General features: G+C 42.5%; 21 protein-coding genes. 19 read left to right on the top strand and 2 right to left on the bottom strand.

Annotated features, from left to right (window positions below; all coding sequences use genetic code 11):
• Positions 1 to 43 precede the first annotated feature (43 nt).
• The 10 genes from ACFPTP_RS15120 to ACFPTP_RS15075 all read left to right on the top strand — a co-directional run bounded on the left by ACFPTP_RS15120 (position 44) and on the right by ACFPTP_RS15075 (position 9508).
• Positions 44 to 2371, top strand: coding sequence for a xanthine dehydrogenase family protein molybdopterin-binding subunit (locus ACFPTP_RS15120; RefSeq protein ID WP_381446460.1), 2328 nt, complete (start codon positions 44 to 46; stop codon positions 2369 to 2371).
• A complete protein-coding gene (locus ACFPTP_RS15115) occupies positions 2368 to 3204 on the top strand; it encodes an FAD binding domain-containing protein (protein ID WP_381446458.1) in 837 nt (278 codons plus the stop codon). Before ACFPTP_RS15120 ends, ACFPTP_RS15115 begins: the two co-directional genes overlap by 4 nt.
• The gene (locus tag ACFPTP_RS15110; RefSeq protein ID WP_381446456.1) at positions 3204 to 3674 is read left to right on the top strand and encodes a (2Fe-2S)-binding protein; all 471 of its coding nucleotides are present in this window, start codon (positions 3204 to 3206) and stop codon (positions 3672 to 3674) included. The genes ACFPTP_RS15115 and ACFPTP_RS15110 overlap by 1 nt, the downstream gene beginning before the upstream one ends.
• Positions 3675 to 5205: 1531 nt before the next feature.
• Positions 5206 to 5670 carry a hypothetical protein gene (locus ACFPTP_RS15105; protein WP_381446454.1) on the top strand — a complete coding sequence of 155 codons (465 nt, stop codon included), beginning with the start codon at positions 5206 to 5208 and terminating at the stop codon, positions 5668 to 5670.
• A 134-nt stretch (positions 5671 to 5804) separates the two neighbouring features.
• Positions 5805 to 6338, top strand: coding sequence for a sigma-70 family RNA polymerase sigma factor (locus ACFPTP_RS15100; RefSeq protein WP_381446452.1), 534 nt, complete (start codon positions 5805 to 5807; stop codon positions 6336 to 6338).
• Entirely contained in the window at positions 6322 to 7326 is a 1005-nt protein-coding gene (locus ACFPTP_RS15095) for an anti-sigma factor (protein ID WP_381446450.1), read from the top strand. The genes ACFPTP_RS15100 and ACFPTP_RS15095 overlap by 17 nt, the downstream gene beginning before the upstream one ends.
• 58 nt (positions 7327 to 7384) lie before the next feature.
• Positions 7385 to 8077, top strand: coding sequence for a hypothetical protein (locus ACFPTP_RS15090; protein ID WP_381446448.1), 693 nt, complete (start codon positions 7385 to 7387; stop codon positions 8075 to 8077).
• A gap of 138 nt (positions 8078 to 8215) precedes the next feature.
• The gene (locus ACFPTP_RS15085) at positions 8216 to 8521 is read left to right on the top strand and encodes a hypothetical protein (RefSeq protein ID WP_381446446.1); all 306 of its coding nucleotides are present in this window, start codon (positions 8216 to 8218) and stop codon (positions 8519 to 8521) included.
• A 15-nt stretch (positions 8522 to 8536) separates the two neighbouring features.
• A complete protein-coding gene (locus ACFPTP_RS15080) occupies positions 8537 to 8962 on the top strand; it encodes a hypothetical protein (RefSeq protein ID WP_381446444.1) in 426 nt (141 codons plus the stop codon).
• Between the two features lie 66 nt (positions 8963 to 9028).
• A complete protein-coding gene (locus ACFPTP_RS15075) occupies positions 9029 to 9508 on the top strand; it encodes a hypothetical protein (RefSeq protein WP_381446442.1) in 480 nt (159 codons plus the stop codon).
• Positions 9509 to 9561: 53 nt separating this feature from the next.
• On the opposite strand, the gene ACFPTP_RS15070 is transcribed toward ACFPTP_RS15075, so the two are convergent.
• Positions 9562 to 10224 (bottom strand): HAD family hydrolase, encoded by a 663-nt coding sequence (locus ACFPTP_RS15070; protein ID WP_381446440.1) that lies wholly within the window; start codon positions 10222 to 10224, stop codon positions 9562 to 9564.
• Between the two features lie 108 nt (positions 10225 to 10332).
• On the opposite strand from ACFPTP_RS15070, the gene ACFPTP_RS15065 reads away from it, so the two are divergent.
• Positions 10333 to 11232, top strand: a complete 900-nt coding sequence (locus ACFPTP_RS15065) for an RluA family pseudouridine synthase (RefSeq protein WP_381446438.1) — start codon at positions 10333 to 10335, stop codon at positions 11230 to 11232.
• 37 nt (positions 11233 to 11269) lie between these two features.
• On the opposite strand, the gene ACFPTP_RS15060 is transcribed toward ACFPTP_RS15065, so the two are convergent.
• Entirely contained in the window at positions 11270 to 11908 is a 639-nt protein-coding gene (locus ACFPTP_RS15060; RefSeq protein ID WP_381446436.1) for a spore coat protein, read from the bottom strand.
• A 160-nt stretch (positions 11909 to 12068) separates the two neighbouring features.
• Between ACFPTP_RS15060 and ACFPTP_RS15055 the strand changes: the two genes are divergently transcribed.
• The 8 genes from ACFPTP_RS15055 to ACFPTP_RS15020 all read left to right on the top strand — a co-directional run bounded on the left by ACFPTP_RS15055 (position 12069) and on the right by ACFPTP_RS15020 (position 22208).
• Positions 12069 to 13352, top strand: a complete 1284-nt coding sequence (locus ACFPTP_RS15055) for a glycoside hydrolase family 18 protein (protein WP_381446819.1) — start codon at positions 12069 to 12071, stop codon at positions 13350 to 13352.
• Positions 13353 to 13860: 508 nt separating this feature from the next.
• On the top strand, positions 13861 to 15240 hold the full coding sequence (gene gdhA / locus ACFPTP_RS15050; protein ID WP_381446434.1) for an NADP-specific glutamate dehydrogenase: 1380 nt from the start codon (positions 13861 to 13863) through the stop codon (positions 15238 to 15240).
• 298 nt (positions 15241 to 15538) lie between these two features.
• On the top strand, positions 15539 to 16747 hold the full coding sequence (locus ACFPTP_RS15045; RefSeq protein WP_381446432.1) for an argininosuccinate synthase: 1209 nt from the start codon (positions 15539 to 15541) through the stop codon (positions 16745 to 16747).
• 191 nt (positions 16748 to 16938) lie between these two features.
• Complete coding sequence (locus ACFPTP_RS15040) at positions 16939 to 18528, top strand: hypothetical protein (protein ID WP_381446430.1); 1590 nt, start codon at positions 16939 to 16941, stop codon at positions 18526 to 18528.
• Positions 18529 to 18555: 27 nt separating this feature from the next.
• Complete coding sequence (locus ACFPTP_RS15035; protein WP_381446428.1) at positions 18556 to 19770, top strand: ABC transporter permease; 1215 nt, start codon at positions 18556 to 18558, stop codon at positions 19768 to 19770.
• Positions 19767 to 20897 carry an ABC transporter permease gene (locus ACFPTP_RS15030; RefSeq protein ID WP_381446426.1) on the top strand — a complete coding sequence of 377 codons (1131 nt, stop codon included), beginning with the start codon at positions 19767 to 19769 and terminating at the stop codon, positions 20895 to 20897. Before ACFPTP_RS15035 ends, ACFPTP_RS15030 begins: the two co-directional genes overlap by 4 nt.
• A 1-nt stretch (position 20898) precedes the next feature.
• Positions 20899 to 21564: an ABC transporter ATP-binding protein gene (locus ACFPTP_RS15025; RefSeq protein ID WP_381446817.1), complete on the top strand. Its 666-nt coding sequence runs from the start codon at positions 20899 to 20901 to the stop codon at positions 21562 to 21564.
• Between the two features lie 86 nt (positions 21565 to 21650).
• Entirely contained in the window at positions 21651 to 22208 is a 558-nt protein-coding gene (locus ACFPTP_RS15020; protein WP_381446424.1) for a YdcF family protein, read from the top strand.
• The last annotated feature ends 38 nt before the right edge of the window (positions 22209 to 22246 follow it).

The following is a 22246-nucleotide window of genomic DNA, read 5'->3' as shown; positions in this document are numbered from 1 at the left end:
AGCGATAATAGGACCATCACGGAACTAAAGGTGGCATCACTGTATGACTTGGTCTATTGGAAAAGATGTTCAACGGAAAGATGCGATTGAAAAAGTGAGCGGAACTGCCAAATATACGGCAGATTATTCAACTACAGATATGCTGCATGTGAAACTTGTCACGAGTCCGCATGCACATGCACTGCTTAAAAAAATTGACATTAAGGAAGCGGAGAAAGTGAAAGGGGTAAAGGCAATTCTAGTAGGGGAACCTTTTCCATTAACGGGCGATGAAGTTCAAGATCGTCCCATTTTGGCGTTCGGAAAAGTACGATACTACGGAGAACCTGTTGCCGCTGTAGTCGCAAAGGAGGCCTATCAAGCAAAACAGGCTGCAGATTCAATAAAGGTCACTTATGAAAAATTACCCGTTATCCACTCCCCGAAAGAGGCAATCCAAGCTGATTCGCTTTTAATCCACGAAAAGTTGGCGAACTATAAAAAAGTGGAATGTGTCTATCCGGAACCTAATACAAACATTGCAAACCGTGTAAAAATAAGAAAAGGCTCCGTTGAAAAAGGAATGGCTGAAAGTGACGTTTTTGTTGAAGAAGTTTTCTCCATCCCCCCTTCGGACCATATTGCAATTGAAACACGCTCTGTCATAGCGGAAATAAAACGCGACGGATCCGTACATATCACTTCAAGCACGCAAGCTCCCTATCGGATAAGGGAAAAAATGAGCGAATACTTCAATTTGGAAATCGGTAAAATTACTGTAACTGCACCCTTTGTCGGCGGCGGATTTGGCGGGAAAGTTGCACTTCAGTTGGAGCTGATTGCATATATCGCATCCAAGGCGGTTGGTGGAAGGCCTGTGAAACTGCACTATACCCGGGAAGAGGATATGGTGACGGCCCCTGGACGGATTGGTCTTGAAGCGAAAGTTAAACTTGGTGCGACGAAAGAAGGGAAATTGAAGGCCGGAGAAATTGAGTATTTATTTGACACGGGGGCTTATTCCGATAAAGGCACAATGCTTGTAAAAGCAGCCGCGGCGACCTGCACAGGTCCTTATGATATTGAACATTTATGGTGTGACTCACTTGCGGTTTACACGAATCATTCTTATGCAACCGCTTATCGCGGGTTCAGCCATTCTGAAATATTGTTTGCATTTGAAAGGGCAATGGATATTCTTGCACAAAAGCTTGATATGGATCCGTTGTTAATTCGTGAGATCAATACGGTTTTACCCGGATCTACAACACCCACTCAAGTTCCGTTGAATGGCAGTTCGGTCGGGAATTTACCAGCGTGTATCAAAAAGTTGAAAGAGCAGATGAAGTGGGATGAAGGCATGTTGGTCCAAGTCGATTCGGAAACAATCCGAGCGAAGGGTATCAGCTGCTCATGGAAAACATCGACGATCGATTCAAGTGCGAGTTCAGGAGTTACATTGCTTTTTAATCCCGATGGAAGCATTAATGTCTTATCCGGCATCGTTGAAATCGGCATGGGAACGAAAACGACAATTGCCCAGCTTTTGGCGGAAAAACTGAAAATGGACATCAATAAAATCCACGTTCAAATGACTGTTAACACCCAGTCGACGCCGGAGCATTATAAAACTGCAGCGAGCCGCGGAACACTGATGGTTGGTCGGGCATTATTGAATGCTGCGGAAGATGTAATTGTTCAATTAAAAACCATTGCTGCACAAGTGCTGATTTGCTCACCGGACGATTTGGAGGTTGCCAATGAAAGGGTTTTTATTCGCGACGAGCCGGAAACATTCATACCGATTAAAGAAATATGTTATGGCTATAGGTATCCAAACGGTTATTCGATAGGCGGACAAATCATCGGGCGGGGGACCTATACGATGCGCCAACTCACCAACATTGATAAAGAAACCGGCATTGGCAAGACGGGACCGGAATATACAGTCGGTGCCCAAGGTGTAGAAATTGAATTTAATTCGAGGGATTTTACGTATAAGATCCTCAATGCCTATTCTGTGATTGATGCCGGGGAAATCCTGAATATGAAAATGGCACTCGGACAAATCATGGGCGGAATGAGTATGGGGCTGAATCATGCAAGCAGCGAAACGCTGATAATGGACAAAGGCGGGCATATTCTTAACCCTAGGATCCGGACCTATGGATCGTTCCGTTTTGGCGACCATCCGAATTATATTGTCGATTTCATTGAAACTCCCCATATCGACGGTCCTTTCGGTGCTAGGGGAATTGGTGAAAGTGGGTTGATTGGCATGCCTGCTGCTTTGGCGAACAGTTTATCAATTGCTGCGGGAGTAAAGCTTAACCATTTACCACTTACACCCGAAGCCATTTGGGCAGAGAAGAAAGCGGTGAAGGGCCAATGATTGCTTATGATGCCGAATATTATAGGCCGACAACATTCGAAGAAGCGATCGAGTTATTTCATACATTAAATAAAGATGGGAAAAAACCAATGTATTTTTCAGGCGGTACGGAAATCATCACGCTAGATCGGACGAATCGCATAATCCCAGGCGCGATTATTGATATTAAATCAATCCGGGAATGCCATGTTGCCGATATTGACAAAGACGAAATTCGATTAGGCGCTGCCCTATCGTTGACGAAAGTAAATAAAACGGGATTCTTTCCATTGTTAAATCAAACGATATCTCAAATAGCGGATCATACAGCACGCAATAAAATTACATTAGGTGGGAATATTTGTGGGAATATCCCGTATCGGGAGGCTGTCCTTCCGTTTTTATTAACGAACAGCAAGGCTGTTATCGCAAGTAAATCGGAAGTGAAAGAGCACCCGTTTGAATCCCTATTCAACAATGATCATCGATTGAATACAGAACTGCTTTTGCAAGTTAAAGTGAGCCGCAGTGAGGTGGAGTTGCCTTTTGTGTCGATCAAGAAAAGAAGGCAATGGGGCGTCGGTTATCCGTTAATTACCGCGGCGGCGGTCATGAAAAACAATCGGTTAAAAATTGCGTTTAGCGGATTATGCAATTTTCCATTCCATGATGCGAAAATCGATAAAATTATGAATGACGGTTCTTTATCAAAAGAAGGGAAAGCAAAGGAAATCGTCAATTCTACACCAGCTCCTGTGTTGGATGACGTCCATGGTTCTGCTGAATACCGGGAGTTTGTACTTGGGAACTTGTTGGAAGAGATAGAAGGGGCTTTTAAAGGAGCGAGTTTGTGATGACCGACCGCATGATTGTTTTAGACATAAATGGTGAGGCGTATTCTATTCATGTGAGAAATGTCGATACATTATTGGAGGCTCTACGGGAAAAGGTTGGGCTAACCGGAGCTAAACCCGGCTGTTTAAATGGAGACTGCGGTGCATGTACAGTGAACATTGATGGGGAAGTGATGAAATCCTGCCTAATGCTGGCGGTTGAAGCGGAACATAAAAACATCACAACAATCGAAGGTTTGCAAGACACACCGATCCAAGAAGCATTCATCGATCAATTTGCTTTCCAATGCGGCTATTGCACGCCTGGCTTTATCATGAATTGCCACACACTTATCCAAACTGAACCTGAAGCAACGGATGCCGTCATTAAAAGTTGGCTGGAGTCCAATATGTGTCGATGTACAGGCTATAAAGAAATAGAGGAAGCTGTTAAAACTGTTCTAAAAAGCGGCTGCCAGGAAAGTCGGTAAATCCACTTTCTATGGGTAGTCTTTTTTTGTGGGAATGAGAACTTAACTGGGGGGAACGAGAACTCATCCAGGAAAAGGAGAACTCTACTACGTTCCCCGCGGTTATTTTGATTTCAAGAATACTAGTAAGTCCTATGGGAATATTATACAATGGAATAGATTGTATAATATTTTCTATTTTCAAAAATAGATCATGGCAGGGGGATATCTTGTACATACTACAAACCTTTAATTTAGGATTTAGATTCCTACTAGAATTATGTGCATTGATTGCCATTGGGTATTACTTAATGCATTATTTATTATCCTATTTAGGCGAGAGTTGATACAAACTTCAGGTCGTCTGGCTGCCTAAAGGGTAGCTATGTGAGGTCTTATTGAACTGAAAGGCAGGTTAGTTCAAGAGGAAAGGAGCAAATTATATCTGTGACATTGTTAGCGGTGAAAAAAACGTTTGTCTCATTGTTTATAGGGATATTTTATCTCTTTATTATCCTGTTATTCATACAAATAATTTCTGAGTTCTCCAATATAAGACTATATTTACTTTACGACAACGGTCTTAGTGTTATTGACGGATTTGGTATCTTGGTAGGCTCATTTTTTCTAGCCTTTATTTTGGAAAGAAAATTAACCAAACCATTAAAGTATGGCTTATATTCAATATTGATCTTAATCGGGAGCTTTTTATTTCTTTTAATTACTGCTCTCATTGCAATGACTGGTTTTGGTTGGTTTACCGGATGGTTCCAATGAAGAACACAAAGGTGCAGTTTAGTTCTACAGCAAGGGATTGACCAAATAATAATGCCAGGAAAAGGGAGAGGCGTTTTGAAAAAGCTACGTATCATCTGCGTTGGTATGCTGTGAAGCGCTGAATGATTTTGTAATTGAAGAGCAAGAGACAAATCTTGTTACCGTCGATTTGGCTGCAAATTACTTTATTCTTGAAGGGGATAAATTACACACTATTCAAACGGTCGACGAATTTAAAAAAGCGGTAAATGAATATGATCGCTTTTTTAACATTTATATTGTAGAAGATAAAGTCGTCATCTTGACTCAACAATACTTGCCTTAGGATTATAAGTAGAGTGGTCCTAGTGGATTAATCGTTTTCAAAGGGAGGTTTTAGAAGTTAGAAAAAAATATGTCGTACTTATCTTATTTGTCCTTATTCTGAATGGATGCAATAACCGGTCTGACGTAAGTGATAAACTTTACCCAGGATATATAAATCCGTATGAAACCCCTATACACATAACAAAAGATGAGGCGGAACAAATTGCACTAGAACAAGCCAACATTGATAAACTTGATTCGCCAGAGATATCCAACCATTGGGAGACGCATATCCATAGTGTTTATTCGGTAAAATATGATCGAGATGTTTTAGTCTATTGGGTTTTTATAAAAACAGCTGCACTGCCGCCTGAAGAAATTATGTTCAATGAAGTTTACTATATAAGTACCGACAACGGAGAAGTGATTATCACTAATGAATAACGACATAAAATATAGGAGGATACATATGCGACGGAATACAATCGTTATACTCTGTGTATTGGTAATACTTATTCTCTCCGCCTGTAATAATAATGTATCCGAAAAAGAACCCGAGAAAAGCGTCGAGGATTTACCAGGTCTTTCAAATAATATAGATGGCGAAGCCCGAATTCTAGAAGTTGGCACAGATTTGGAAATGGAAAATGGTTGGTTTATTGTTCCTAAGGGCGTTACTACAATGACTGTTTCTGCGGAAGCAGAGAATGTGGAAACAGTATTGTTTTGGATCACCCCAACAGGAACAGCGACTTGGGATGAACGAAAACTTATTGGGATCGACATAAATGGAAATGATGGCTGGTCAATTGAATGGGAATTCGGTGATCGGATATTCCACGACCATATTACGATTCAGGCTCTGGGAAGTGATAGTGCATCACAAGCACAAGAGACATTCAACGTCCATTCTGTTGATGAGAATGGAGAATAAACGATGCGGCCAGCAGGCACAGGGCTTATTAAAACAGGGCAGCTTTGACTGCTCTTTTATTATGAACTCGGAAAACTGTAACATCTAAGCAACTCGAACGTGTTAATAGAGAGAAGAGTAAAGAGGGGGGCAAAATGCAAAAACGATATCAATTAGAAAGTTTATATAAGCAATATGCCAGGCCCCTTTACCACTACTTGCTCAAGTTATGTGGCTCAAAGCAGCTTGCAGAGGATTTAACACAAGAAGCTTTCGTCCGTGCGACTATTTTTTTACATACATACGATGAAGAAGAGGCTCGGGCTTGGTTATTCAAAGTTGGACGAAATGCATATTTAGATGAATGGCGGAAGCGACAACGGCGACTCTCATTCCCTTTCATCTCTGCCATTTCATCCAAAAAAGAAATGATCAGTCCATATGGAATTCCGGAAGAGTCCCTTCTAACACAAGAACGGAACCAACAACTTGAAGAGCTGCTAAAATATTTACCTGAGCAATATCGCTCCATTATTTATCTACGGGAATATGAGGAATTTAGCTACAAAGAGATATCGGATACATTGCAGTTGACGACAGACCAAGTAAAAATAACACTTCATCGGGCAAGGAAGCGATTGGCTAGTCTTGCTGAAAAGAAAGGGTGGCAGTATGACAGAATGGAATAAGGATTTGGAGAAACGGATACTTAAGAAATCCCGTTTTACGCTAACCTTTCGGATTCTCCGTATTATGTTGTTAGTGCTTTTGATTTATAGCGGATACAAAGTTTCAATGAATTTTGTTGCAGATAAACTAAATATAGCGAATGAAAATGCTTATTACTCAAAATTGGCAATCGAGTGGACTGTACCGAATGTACGAGCGGATTTTAATTTTGAAGAAGAAGAAATGACTTTGTTAGGAACGAAAAAATTATCATATAACTTGATTAAGAAGGTGGGGAATAATGATAAGGTCATAGGTAAAGCGTTTGTAACAAAGCGTCTTACAAATCCTTCAACAATTTCTTTTTCCCAACCCGGGCAGAAACAGCTGAATGAATTCTCTTTTTCGCTTCCTATTGATCCGCGTACAGGAAAGAAGTTGGAAGGCAATACTTGGCCAAATGTATGGGAAACACTAACAATGCTTCCTGAAGGCACGGTAGGGGAGATGGCTTTTTCCACGACTAGCTTTATGGAAGCCAAACAATTAATTGAGCTGTTGGAGAACTATGATCTACATGTATTATGGATGCCTTTGTATACAGGTGAGTTTGTAAATTACGAACCTGGTTGGACTAGTAGCGGTAACAAATTACTAATGGTACCCCACTTTGGCCTGTCTGGCGGAAATGATCGGAATGAGAACTTTCATGAGCAGTCAATAATCACTAGATTAACTCAGGAATCCCTTAGTGAAAGTGAACAATTAATGCTGAAAAACATGGAAGAACTTTTATCTAAGTCTCCAAGTTATTACGAGCAATTTTTAAGGCTAGGATATTTACCGCAAAAATATCAGTATTTAAAGGAGAACGGATTTACGGTATACGGAGCTGTTGTAACAGGGCCGGTAAAAGAATTATTAAAACTGCAGGACGTATCATATATCCAAGGGGAGCAACTGGGAGAAGTGGAATTATGGAATTGGCAGTCGAAGAATAACGAATGATTAGCGCTCATCATTCACTCCTTATGGGGAAATAATAACTCATATGGAGTGAAAGCAGATGAGAAAATTCATTATAAGCATAGTAGTCACGATTTTACTTTGTCCTGTAGGCGTAGCACTTGCAGTTCAAAGAGTGGTGACGTCATACATTATCTCTGATGTATGGTATGAAAACATCTTTCTGATTGCAGATAAAACAGATTGGATGTCGACCAAAAACTTTACTGTCCAAGTAGGTGATGATTTATTTTACAACTTCCCGGATTGGCGTAATGAAAAATTTACACCAAAGTTATTTCATGAGGATATAAATGCTGATGAATTAAAAGATATTATTGTTGTGCTGATTTCGGGTGCAGGGTCTGGAATATCCACTAAAGAAATTCATGTATTAAATCAACTACAGGATCCCTACACAAGATACAACGAGGTTCCAGTTGAATCTGTTACGGAGGCTGTCCAACGACTTGTAAAGATGGAGCAGATAGGGGATAAAATATCAATCTTAATTGGTAAAAAGGAATATGAAGTGGATTATACAAAATTCAATTATCATACTCCAAACAATTCACCTCAAATAGGAGCAATCGAGGAATATTCGCCTGAAAATGGAGTCCTTTACGGCTATACAACTGTGTTTGTTTCAATTCCCGAGGCAAGCATAGGAACTTTCAAAGTAAAATACGTTTGGGATGGTGAAAGGTATAAAGCTGACTCTGTAGCATTTATTGAATTAGAACAATCTAATTAAATGACGCACGCGATTGCCAATCCAATACGTGAAATAAAACGGCCATATTGTGAAACAAATTGATTTGTTATTCGTATAACTGAGTAATTGGGAAAATAAGTATATGAAAAACAACATCATTTTTTGGGGGACAACAATATGGTAGTTGAGATTATCTTGGCAGTAATTTTTATGATTCCACTTTATGCGTTCTTTATTTGGACCTATAATTGTCCCGAAGATAGTTTTCTGTTTGGAAAGCGTTGGCAATTTAAAGAGGAGCCAGAGGTTTCTCCGAATGTTGTCCGTTATTTGAAATTCGCATCCATTGTAGCTATGATTGGTACCCCTATCGTTATTTTTAGCATCTTTTTCAAGCAGGCCATCTTCGGTTTGACATTAATGGCGTTTATTTTTGTCATCGTTATTGGTGCGTTTATTATTTTTACCGGTGAAAGTAATTAACAAAGGAGGCTTTCTTTGAGTCCAAAAGAATTAATTGAATTGATGGTGGTCAGTGGAATCTTCATTGTTATACTATTCGTTTCCTTCGTTCTTAAGGGTATGAGCAGAAAGCTGGTTCGGAGATTGGCTGTTTTCTTTCTGCTTGCTTTTGCAATCTTTTATTTTGTGCGTCCATATTGGATTGATATCCAAATCGAGAAGAAAATCGAGTATATACAGGTGCACTTGGAAGAACGATATCCCGGAGAAACATGGAGTTATAAGAAAGTGCCTCACCGTGAAGTTGGCTATAAACACTTAAATCCATATTACATCGGTGTGATATTTGAAAATGAGCCAGAGGTGGAATATCAATATTTTGCTCGTGGCAAAGATGATATTATCCAGGTAGGCTACTCAATTAAAAATGACTTCCTAAGCGATCCACTGCATTTGGAATGACTTTTCATTTTTTCAACAGGGATGAGAAGGAGGGGGTAGGGCAAATCGAAAGGAAGTGATTTTGAGATGAGAAAAATCAAGTATTTAACCTTTGCGATTATTATAGTTTTATTATCTCTTTATCTTTATGAGAACTTCATATATTATAGGTTTCCTTTCAACCCTATTAAGGAGTATACATCTGAACCCAATATTGATTTTTATTTTTCAAGAAATCTTCCTAATGGCGAAGGCATCACAACAAAATGCCAACACGCAAATACTTGTGGCTTGGTTCTGGAATACTTGAGCGATCTGAATTTAATGCCTTTAAAGGACAACGCGGCGCAGGGCATGCTTAAATATGGAAATGTAACTTATTTTACAGGAATGTTAAAGTTTAACGAATCGGATAAGATCTTTATATCAGATATATCGATAGACACACCTAATATCCTTCGTATTTATTCTCCTATAAATGGTTTCAAGGGAGGGTATTACAAAATTATGGATTCCAAGTTTGACTATAATTATATTTATAATTTGACTGGCGATACTGAGGAATAATGTCGAGATAAAAGAAAAAAGGAATTCAAAAGTCTGAAGTCCTTTTTTATAAATTATATAATCGTCCATTTCCTGACCTCAGCAACCCGCCTCAACCGTTCCTCAGGTCTGACTGCAACAGGATTTCCGACTAGCTCTAGTACTGGGAGATCTGAATAGCTGTCCCCATATGCAAAGCTATGTTTCCAATCGATTTGCTTTCCTTGCAGCGACTCCATAATCATTTCAGTTTTCCGCTTTCCTTGGATATGATAAATTGACGTCTTGCTGTCAAAAGCACCATCCTCCGTAAATGGGATATCGGTTCCAATAACCGTGTCGAACACAATGCCATCCGTCACAGCATGCAATAAGGTCGTATAAGCCCCAGATACAAGCATGACATGCATACCGTCACGATGATGCTGACGGACTCTTTCTACAACTTCCTCATTCAAATCTTGTCGCATGATCTCCTTCAATTCAGCAAAATAGTGCTCGAGCTCCATTTTCGATAAAGTACTCAATGCATTTGCGTAGAGCTGCACCGACCGTTCCCTCATTTTTGCTTCCGGAACGATCTTCATTTTGTAGCCTATGTAAATTGGGAGAATCCCGCGAAAGAAAGCTTTATACTTCGAGCCGTGAGTTGGGTGCTGCTTCAAATGATCCATTAATAACTGAAACGTTTCCTTCGCATATAACGTGCCGTCAAAATCGAATAGCGCAACTTTCATTGAATCCATCCCCCTAAAATTTTCAAAAGCAATTAGTAATGATGATACAGCGTTTGAAATGAAAGGGCAATTTGTGGATAATTGATGGAGAGAGTGAGGAGACACGACATGCATAAGAATCAAAAGAACAGAAGGGAAGATTCCTTCCTTTTCACAGTTAATGAAGAAGCGGAGCTATTGCCGTTTTTATTGGATCATATGAAAAAGAACAGCCGGAACTCCATCAAGTCCATGTTGACGAGAGGACAAGTCACCGTGAACGGCAGATCAGTGACAAAGCATAATCATCAACTGCTGCCTGGCCATAAAGTGGAAATCCTCGCGAATAAAGCTGCTTTGAACGAAAGCAAATTGACAGGTCTGTCGATCATCTACGAGGACGACGCAATTATCGTCATCGATAAAGAAGCAAGCCTATTATCAATGGCGGCAAAAGATAAAAACGAAAGAACGGCATTCAGTGAAGTATCCGCTTATGTCAGAAGACAGGATCCACGCCAACGGGTCTTCATTGTACATCGTCTAGACCGTGATACGTCAGGTATCCTCCTGTTCGCTAGAAGCGAGCAAGTGAAAGTGGCATTGCAAGATCATTGGGATGAAGTAGTGAAAGAAAGGGTTTATACAGCCTTAGTTGAAGGGAATGTCCGTAAAGATTCGGGCACGATTAAATCCTGGCTGAAGGAGACGAGAACATACAAAGTCTACTCGAACCCTACAGACAACGGAGGCCAACTGGCAATTACACATTACAAGAAAATCAGATCGAACCGCCAATATTCTTTACTGGAGGTCAAGTTGCAAACGGGCAGGAAAAACCAGATCCGCGTCCACATGGAAGAAATCGGCCATCCTGTCGTCGGTGACAAAAAATACGGCTCCACAGTCAACCCAATTAAAAGACTAGGCCTGCATGCAACAGCTTTAACAATCGTACACCCAGTAACAAAAGAAATAATGAAATTCGAATCACAAATACCTTCATCGTTTATCAATAAATCAAAATGAAAAAGCTGCCCTGACATTTACGTCAAGGCAGCTTTTCTTATTGCACCGTATGATTTGGCATGCCAGGCTGGCCGACCGAAGAGGCATACGCATTCAAGAGCGCCTGCATGTCCTGTTGAGCAAGCTGAGGCACCTGATAATAATGGTGCTTGTTTTGATAAATCGAAAGTTCATACGCCATCTCAATGCAGTTTGGCACTGAATCCGCCAATACACGTCTCACGACCGGGTTTGTCGTTTCAAGAGCAGCCATTGTTTTTGCCGAAGCATTTGCTTTAGCAGACCCAAGAAGGAAGCCGGAGATCATTTCATCATTAATCTCACTCGCATTCTGCATCGGCTTCTTCGGCTGTGATTGCTTCATGCCGTAGACGAAATCATTCCCCTGCTTCATCTGATAGCTGCCTGTCGGATGGGACGGATCCATGCCTGTTTTAAAGCATTCCACTGTAATATTATACTCGTCCAAAGTAAAACGGTATTGCCTGTCCAAAATATCCAGCAACTCTGGGTCTTTTACATGCGGCCGTAAGATCATTGCCTGATTTAACGATGCAATCGTGCCGGAAAGCACTTCATGGACGTCAAACAGCTCGTGTCCCCCATGGTTCATCATTGGCGGGACTGTCCCTGTATGCATATTTTGATGTGTTTCGCCAAATTGATTTTGCGTCAAAATAGGTTTCCTCCTTTTGTAGATTGATTTTCAATCGTCAATAGTATGGCTTCAATAGGAAGGCATATGCGTGAAAAAAAATCGAAATGCGCATAATCGCAGGCTTTTAAAAATAGCATGTGATAAAGGACAATTTGTCAATGAAAGGCAGTGGATAAAATTGCTTATACATGTTGTGCAACAAGGACAAAATTTATATGGAATCGGTCAAACCTATGGCATTCCGTATGAGGATATTGCAAGGGCGAATGAATTGACGAATCCTTCTCGAATCGTTGTTGGGCAAGCACTCGTCATTCCTGTCCCGAGCAGGTACCATTGGGTTCTCCCCGGACAATCGCTTTATGTCATTGCACGATTGTATGGAACGACAGTGGAGGAACTTGCAAGATTGAATGGCATTTCACCGAACAGCATGTTGAGCATTGGCCAACGTTTGCTTCTTCCACAAAGGAGAAAACCGATTATTGATGTTTTTCTTTATGTGGAGCCAAGAGAGGCGATCATCGATACGATCGTTCAGGAAGTGAGGAACAGAGTAGACGATTTGACGTACTTGGGAATGTTCAGCTATGAAGCGCAGCGGGATGGATCGTTGAAAGCTCCCGTCATTGACGATATTCCTGAAATAGCCGCGAGGGCGGGAGTATTGAATGCAATGGTTGTCAGCAATATTGAGAACTTCGCGTTCAGCGGAGACTTAGCCCACGTCTTTTTTACAGATCAGACGGTGCAAAACCGGTTATTCGAAAACATTGTCCGAACTGCAAAAAGGTTCGGTTTTAGTGACATTCATTTCGATTTTGAATTTATAATACCTGCAGATAGGGAATTATATAATACATTTCTGCGTAATGCCCGTGCCCGTTTTCATCCAGCCGGCTTGACGCTATCCGCTGCATTGCCGCCAAAATCGAGTGCTGCTCTGACGGGGATCTATGGCGGGATTGATTTCAAAGCGATTGGGGAAATATGCGATTTCGTCACGTTGATGACATATGAATGGGGTTATTCATACAGTGACCCGCAAGCTGTAAGCCCACTCAATCAAGTCCGGCGAGTCGTTGAATTCGCGGTCAGTCAGATTCCTAGCGAAAAAATTTACCTTGGGCAGAATTTATACGGGTATGATTGGAAATATCCGTACCCTCCTAAAACAGGAGTTGCGGCAAAGGCACTCAGTCCGCAGCAGGCGATCAATTTGGCAATTAACCACAATGCGAATATCCAATTCGATTCCGTTGCCCAAGCGCCGTTTTTTCTTTACTGGGATAATGATGGTGTGCGTCATGATGTCTGGTTCGAGGATGCGCGCAGCATCCAAGCAAAATTCAACTTATTGAAGGAATTCAATTTGCGGGGAATCATGTATTGGAAGCTCGGATTAGCATTCCCTCAAAACTGGCTGCTACTCAAAGACAATTTCACGGTGCGAAAGCGATAAATCAAAACGAACCATATGTGCAGCGGCACATATGGTTCATTTGATGGGTCAACTATTATTCTTTTGAAATATAATTTATTACGCTTTGGAAAAAGTCTACGTCCGGGTTGATCAACAGAGCAGGTAGGAATGCGAAAGCCATTAAGATCACTAGATTGGCTCCTATAACGGTGCGCAGCAATTTGCTGAATTTCATAAAGCATCTCCTCTTTCTCTTTGTAGTTGTTTTCCAAATCGCAAAAATCTGGGCTTTGGATATATCTAATAATAATCTATGTTCAGAAATGTGTAAATGATTTTATTTTCGTCCAACGTTATTCGACAATCTTAAATTAATCGACACAAACTGCACAGGTAAATGACCATAAATTGAAAAAGTTGTTGTATATATTCATATTTTCAGTAATACTAAATAAAACGAAGAAACGATTTCGAAATATTAATTTTCACTAATACGCTAGACATCACATATAGTTTTCTTCGCTATTTTCAAGAAAGGATGAGGCAAATGACAAATATGGAGAACAACCGAGATAACCGTAGCCGGGCGAATGACTATGTTCATGAAGTATATGAATTGGTGAAGAAAAGAAATCCGGATGAAAAGGAATTTTTACAAGCGACGAGAGAAATATTCGATTCCCTCCGTCCGGTCTTTGCCAAGCATCCTGAATATATTCGAAATGGGATACTGGAGCGCATAACCGAGCCCGAGCGCATCATCTCTTTCCGTGTCGCCTGGGAGGATGACAAAGGAAAAGTGCATGTCAATCGGGGATTCCGCGTGCAATTCAATAGCGATCTCGGTCCATATAAAGGTGGCATACGCTTCCATCCTTCCGTGAATAATAGCATCATGAAGTTCCTTGCATTCGAACAGATTTTCAAAAATGCATTGACGGGGCAGCCGATCGGTGCGGGAAAAGGCGGCTCCGATTTCGATCCGAAAGGTAAATCCGAGCGGGAAATCATGCGCTTTACACAGAGCTTCATGACCGAGTTAAGCAAGCATATCGGCCCGGATATTGACGTGCCAGCGGGTGATATCGGCGTCGGCAAGCGCGAGATCGGCTATTTGTTCGGTCAGTATAACCGGTTGAAAGGCGGTTACGAAGCCGGTGTCTTAACAGGAAAGGATCCGAATCACGGCGGTTCGTTAGGACGGAAGGAAGCGACCGGATATGGCACAGTCTATTTTGTCGAAGAGATGTTGAATGAAAACGGACTTTCCTTCAAAGATAGCACGGTCGTTGTTTCGGGGTCCGGAAATGTATCGACGTACGCCATGGAAAAAGCCCAACAACTCGGAGCGAAGGTCGTCGCATGCAGCGATTCCGGCGGTTATATTTACGATAAGGACGGTATCAATCTCGACACGGTAAAACGGTTAAAAGAAGTGGAGAATAAACGGATTTGGGAATATACGAAGGAGCATCCGGATGCCGAATATCATGACGATTGCTCGGCAATCTGGTCCATTCCTTGTGATATTGCACTTCCTTGTGCGACACAAAATGAAATCGATGAAATCGCTGCCCATATGCTCATTGCAAACGGATTGAAAGCGCTCGGGGAAGGTGCCAATATGCCATGCAATATCGAAGCGATCAATATTTTCCTCGAAAATAACATCCTGTTTGCTCCCGCAAAAGCGGCAAATGCTGGCGGCGTGGCTGTATCCGCGATGGAAATGTCGCAAAACAGCATGCGACTTGCATGGACAGAAGAGGAAGTGGACATGCGCCTGAAAACGGTCATGGAAAACATCTATGCAAGCTGCAAGGAAGCGGCCGACCGGTTCGGCAAACCCGGCAACCTCGTCATGGGAGCCAATATCGCAGGATTCCTGAAAGTCGCCGATGCAATGGTTGCCCACGGAATCAGATAAATAACCGAAACTACCTTACATTGCCAGTCAGTAAGGTAGTTTTTTCATTTAAAATCCATAAATCTTCAAAACGGCGCATAAATCGCCGTAACCGCGCAAAAACCCATGTAACCACGCATAAACCCTCATATACACGCATAAACACCTGCAATCACGCATAAATCCCCAAATTCGCTCATAAAATCCGCACAATAATTTTTCATGCAAATCTATTGATATTCAAAATATGTGTGGTATTATAAAAATACATAAAGCTGAATAAAGATGCAAAACGATGTATAGAGGAGGATGAAATGAAATGGGAAATAATAAAGTTGTATTGGCGTATTCAGGTGGTCTTGATACTTCAGTAGCGGTGCAATGGTTGACGGATAAAGGGTATGACGTCGTTGCATGTTGCCTGGATGTCGGTGAAGGGAAAGATTTGCAGTTCATTCAGCAAAAGGCGTTGCAAGTCGGTGCGGTGAACAGCTACGTCATCGATGCGAAGGAGGAGTTTGCGCAGGAGTATGCGTTGCTCGCATTGCAGGCGCGCACTTATTACGAAGATAAATATCCTTTAGTTTCGGCATTGTCACGTCCATTGATCTCCAAAAAGCTTGTCGAAGTGGCGCATAAGGAGAATGCGACAGCAGTGGCACATGGCTGCACCGGTAAAGGGAATGACCAAGTTCGTTTTGAAGTGGCCATCAAAGCGCTCGATCCGTCACTAGAGGTGATTGCGCCTGTCCGTGAATGGAGCTGGTCGCGTGAAGAGGAAATCGCATATGCGAAAGAGAAGAATATCCCGATTCCGATCGATCTCGACAGCCCTTATTCCATCGACCAAAATCTTTGGGGACGAAGCAATGAATGTGGCATCCTTGAAGATCCATGGGCTGCGCCGCCTGAAGAGGCATTCGGTTTGACCGCGTCACTCGAAGACGCACCGGATCAACCGGATGTCATTGAAATCGAATTTGTTAAAGGGGTGCCTGTCAGCATTGACGGAAAACAGTACCCACTGAGTGAACTGATCTTAAAATTGAATGAAGTTGCCGGAAAGCATGGGGTAGGTAGAATTGATCATGTTGAAAACCGCCTTGTCGGCATCAAATCGCGTGAAGTGTACGAATGTCCGGGAGCCGTCACATTGTTGAAGGCGCATAAGGAATTGGAAGACATTACACTCGTCAAAGACGTCGCCCACTTCAAACCGCTTGTCTCCCAGAAACTTAGTGAACTCATCTATAACGGTCTATGGTTCTCGCCGCTCCGTAATGCGCTCGAGGCATTCGTGAAAGAGACGCAGCAATACGTCAACGGTGTAGTACGCGTCAAATTATTCAAAGGGCATGCGATTGTCGAAGGAAGAAAATCTTCCAACTCCCTTTATGATGAAAAACTGGCGACGTATACGTCCGATGACGAATTCGATCAATCAGCGGCAATCGGCTTCATCCAATTATGGGGCCTGCCGACGGAAGTCCATAGCTCGGTGAATAAAAAGCAAAAAGTGAAAAACTGAATGATCATGCCTTCTGCAGAAAAATGCAGGAGGCTTTTTCTAGTCAAGCAACACAAATAGTATTTAACTCCTAATCTTTCTAACTAGATATAAGTGATCAATTTGTGAAAATAGGAACAATTATCCTTTTTTTATAGTAGAATTTCTATGATGCATGAGATTGCTAATCTGCTATTTAGGGAGGAAATTCAGTGGAGAATGTTCAAGAGAATAAAGTGAAAAAGAAGTCGCCCGCATTACTGATTGCCGTGCTGACAGCTGTGATAGTCATCGGTGCCGGGTCGGTTTCCGCATTCTTTCTATTTAACAAATCGCCAAAGGTAAAATATTTATTAGCTGAAACGAAGACGTTCACACAAATCGGAGATCTTTTCGAGGAACGCTATAAAAACGAAGTAGCCTGGATGGATGTCCAGAAATCGAAGCCGGTTGAATCGACCTACGACCTTTCAGCGGAATGGAATGATCCAAGTGCAGGTTATGATATGGTCGAGCTGCAAAGGATCCTCAACAATACGACGTTCTCCATGACACAAGCGAAAGATCCGGTTGATAAGGAATGGGAAATGAATTTCAGCGGAAAATTCGGCTCTGTATCGTCGGATTTCGCTACTTTGTATTTCACACCAGAAAAAATGATGGCGGCTTTGCCATTCACGGATAAGCTTTTGTTTTTCTTGGATGAGGACTATGGAAAAATGATGAGGGAAACGGATGCTTTTTATGAAGGTCCGGAAAAGCTCGGTTTGTCCCATCTGTTTGAAGAGCAATTTTCCATGGACGGGGAATTCCAGAAATACGTGAAAGAGGAGTATATGGAATACCTTTACCATGAGCTTCCTGAAGAAGCATTTACAAGTGAAAAAGAAGAAATTGAACTGTTCGGCGAGAAAGTGAAAACGGAAAAAGTGGAAATGAAGCTTTCCGAAGAACAAGTGAAGTCACTTTTAGTTGATCTGTTCAAGAAAGCCAGGGACGATGAAAAGCTGAAGGCGTTATTGAAAGAGCAGATCGCTTTTTCGACGATGACTGATGATATTTCTGATCGTAAGCTTACCGAATTGATCCGTGACTTTGAAGATTCATTGGACGAAGCGGTGGATGGAGTCAATAAATTGCACATGCCGAACGGACTTGAATCGACGATCTGGCATAAATCCAATAGCATCGTAAAGCGGGAATTCGCCATGTCAATCGGTGAGTCAAAAGATGAAATTGCGACATTGAAGATAGCTGGCGTCCAATTATTGGAGAAGTCCGGTCAGAAATGGGATTATTCATTCACGGGCACGGAACCTTATATGCAGGATGAGACGATCGTCAAATTCACCGGCGACTTGACGTGGAAAGACGGGAAGTCTGATGATACGATCACGATCACCGCTGAAGATGTATCCATAACGTATAAAGGTAAAGAAGAACTGGATGGGAAAGAACGCAAATTCAACCGGGAGTTTGCCGTATCGGACAAGGATTTCTCTCCTAAGCTCGTGTGGAGCGGTAAAGCTACGCATGAAAAAGATTCGGTGAAAGCGGATCACGAGTTCACGATCATTGATCCGTCAGGCGCCATTTCAACAACTGACATTTACCTTCGCCTGAAACAAGAAGGGAAAATCGTAAAGAAAGTGGATATGCCGGATGAATCCAAAAATCTTGTCGATGTCGGCAAAATGAGCAGTGACGAATTGGATGACCTTGGAGACGAGTTGGCTCAAGAGTTCGAGAAGTGGGTGACTGAACTGATGGGAGACCTCCAAAGTGAGCTTGAAAACTTCTGATGATTGGAAGTGGGCTGGTTGCAATCGATGCGAAAAATATTGTTTTTTACGACTGAATACTTGAAACAGCTGAAGAAGAAGCGGGCGACCCTTCTTCTTCTTTTTCTATTCCCGCTCATTTTGATCGGATTGTTAGTCGGTCTTGTGGCAGGGCTCATCATTCCCGCCGAAGACTCGCCGATTCGTGTTGCGTTAGTCGATGAGGATCAGACGAAGGAATCGATGCTGATCAGCACACTGTTGACGGAAACGGCGAACGGGCAAAATACAATAGAGATTTTTCCGGCTTCAGCGAGTGATGCCAAGCAGTTGATCGAGAAGGATGAGATTAGCACTTTTTTTGCATTGCCGAAAAACTTCACGGATGACCTTTACGAAGGGGAATCGGTGACAATTCCAATAACCGGCAATCCTTCCAGGCCCATTGACAGCTTCATCACGAAGCAGCTTGTCGATAGCTTGGCGAGGTATATTGCGGCAGCCCAAGCGAATATTTTAGTGATCAATGATTATGCAAAAGAGACTCCGATGTCTCGAGATGAGCGGATGGAGATGATGTTTGAGCAATTCGTCGATTTCACGCTCTATACATTAGGCAAAGATAAGCTGATGGATGAAGAAGTATTGAAGAACACGGCAACTTCATCGCCGATCGATTACTTCGTTTTATCCGGTTGGTTCATTGTCATATCCATCTGGCTGTTATCGTTTTACATTGTACTGGCTGACGTTGAGTCGAAGTCGATGGCTATCCGGATGAAACTGTTTGGCGTCACTATTGGCCAACGGGTGGCGGGGAGGCTGCTTGTTTCCCTGTTTGTCAGTTCACTGCTTGCGGGAATCACTTTTTTCTTGCTTATAAAAATCCTGGAAGTCGAATTTTATGCTGTCGATATGATGCGATTCGGTTTATTTACCTTGCTGTACGCTTTTATTCTGCTTTGTGGCATCGCGCTTATCGATGCATGGTTGCCTTCAAAGAAGATTGTGCTGTTTTTGCAATGCATCTTCGTTTTCATCTTTGTTCTTGTAAGCGGTGCATTGATTCCAACTTTATATTTTCCGCAAGTTTTCCAAGGACTCATTCCTTATTCATTTTCAACGATTGCTCTTGGGTGGATGATGGATCTTGTGCTGGAAGGCCGTAATTATACGAATTACACATCGTTAGCCATCTATTCGCTCGTTGCAATCATCGCCCTATGGCTGTCGCTAGGCTTGAAAGAGAGGTGGAGCCGATGAATCGGATGCCCGCGCAATTTTTCCGTTTGAAGAAGGAGTGGAAAACTTCACTTTGCTGGCTGCTCACCCCGATTCTGTTGACGGTATTCGTCATGAAGACATTCGGGGCTTTGCAGGAGGATGCGAAAGTGCCGATTGGGCTCATCGTAGTAGATTCATCTTCATTGGCCACCCAATTGGCGCATGAGATAGAGAGAAACGAAATGCTATCAGTCCGCTATATGGAGCTGGACGATGCACTACATAAGTTGAAGCAACACGAACTCGACAGTGTTTTCGTCATCCGGGACGGGTATGAGGAATCTGTTTTGGCGAACAGGCGAAATGGATTGATTGAGGCTTATTCATCCAATCGTTCCTTCGCATATCCCGCGATATCGGAAACGATCATGTCATTAGCCCAGCAAGATATGTCAAGGTCGAAAGCGGCTGGTGTCATCCGTCAGCTCTTCCGTGAATATGGCATGGAAGACGAATGGAATTATGATGAGATTATCCGGAAAAGTGTAGAGAAACAACAGAATGAAAGTCTCCTCCATACAAGTTTTTCATACGGCGAACAAGCAGTGAAATCCGATGAAAAGCCACTTGAACTATTGAACAGCAGAGCAGTTTGGGCGTTTTTCACAATCATCGCCGCGTTCTTCCTTTTCGATTGGATGATCAAGGAAAGCCGGCCCTCGATGCAAGTGCGATGGCTCTATACGTCTATATCGTTTAAATTCCATGCAGTCCGGATGTTAGGATTGTATTGTTTTTTGACGATCTTGTCCGACGTAGTTACTTTGACCGTATTTCATTATGTTTTACAAGAACCTGTCACATTGGCTTTCATACTCCCGCTGCTTACATTCCGGGTAACGTTGAATCTTTTCGCTTTTTTGCTGGCGATTGTTTATCGTCAATTGTTCATGTTTTACATGACAGGGATTGCTATTGCCCTCTTATTGACCGTCACTGGAGGGGCTATCTTACCGCTAGATGCTTTGTCTAAAAGAGCGCAATGGGTGGAGGTCATCAGCCCGGTGCGTGCATTGATGACGACGACAATTCCAGTCGTTTGGCTACTGCTCTTAGTTTTAGTGCTGGCTGCATGGTTAGTGAAAGGAGGGAAACGGATTGCTTGAAGTGATTGGTGTCCAAAAACGATATCGAAGGAAAAGCGTATTGAAATATGTTTCGTTTCAAATGAATGAAGGGGAAATTGTCGGCCTCGTCGGCGAGAATGGTGCAGGAAAATCAACATTATTGCAAATTTTAGCAACGGCAATGGAACCTACCGCTGGCGAATTGCGTTTAAATGGTAAGCGGTATGAGGACGATTTCAAACAGCTACGGCAAATAATCGGATATGTACCCCAAGATATTTCTGTCTGGGAAGAATACACAGTCGAGGAGAATATGCGCTTTTTCGAAAAGCTCTCATGGAAAAGGCGGTCGCCCGAAGAATGCAGGAAACTATGTCTCGAAATGCAACTTACACAGTGGAAGGAACCTGTCCATTCGTTGTCAGGCGGGATGAAGCGCAAGCTCAATTTGGCAATCAGCCTATTGAATGATCCTATTCTTCTTTTATTGGATGAACCGACTGTCGGCATCGATTTGAAATCAAAAACGGAGATTGGAAGTTATTTATTGGATTTGGCAAAGAAGGAAGGAAAGATGATCTTGTATACGTCACACGATATGGATGAAATTACAAATGTGTGCGACCGCGTCTATTCAATCGGCGAAGATCCATTTTATCCATCCTTGCTCAAGGAACGTGGGGTTCACGTGGAACAGTTAACGTAACGGAATGAGCCATTTTTCCACCGACCGGCTCATATACTAAATTGACTTGAATAGGTGATCAATTGAAGAAAACAAAGAAGTTGGGGATGATAATCGGAATCACGGCGGCTTTGATTGGTATGACAACTTGGCTGTTGTTGGGCAAATGGATGGCAGATGGATTGGAGCCTAAGGCGGATGGTTCATATGAATACGCCATAATTCTTGGGGCCAAGGTGAACGGGGAGACGCCGTCGCTCACTTTGCGCTATCGATTGGAAGAGGCGCTATCTTATGCGGAAGCCTATCCTGATGTGAAATTCATCTTATCGGGCGGCCAAGGCCCAGATGAGGATATTTCAGAAGGGGAGGCGATGCGTAGATTCTTGGTTGAAAGAGGCGTTACGGAAGAACGGCTGCTGCTCGAAACCGAGTCGACATCGACGTATGAGAACCTCTTTTATTCAAAGAAGCTGCTGCCAGAGGGTGTGAAAGCCGTCACAATCATCACAAGCGATTTCCATTTAGCGCGCGCACGGATGATTGCAGACAGCTTCGATCTGGAGACGGACGCTTTACCAGCAAAGACTCCGCAGTCAGTAGTCGCACAGCAGCACATTCGGGAGAGGCTTGCCCTTATCAAGACGATTATCGTTGGAAAATAATATCGATGCCAAACAGCCCGCGTCCAAAGCGGGCTGTA

The organism is Sporosarcina koreensis, assembly GCF_042655825.1.
Taxonomy (GTDB): Bacteria; Bacillota; Bacilli; order Bacillales_A; family Planococcaceae; genus Sporosarcina; species Sporosarcina koreensis.
The sequence above is the reverse complement of the archived record's forward strand: the minus strand, read 5'-3'. Positions and strand labels throughout refer to the sequence as shown.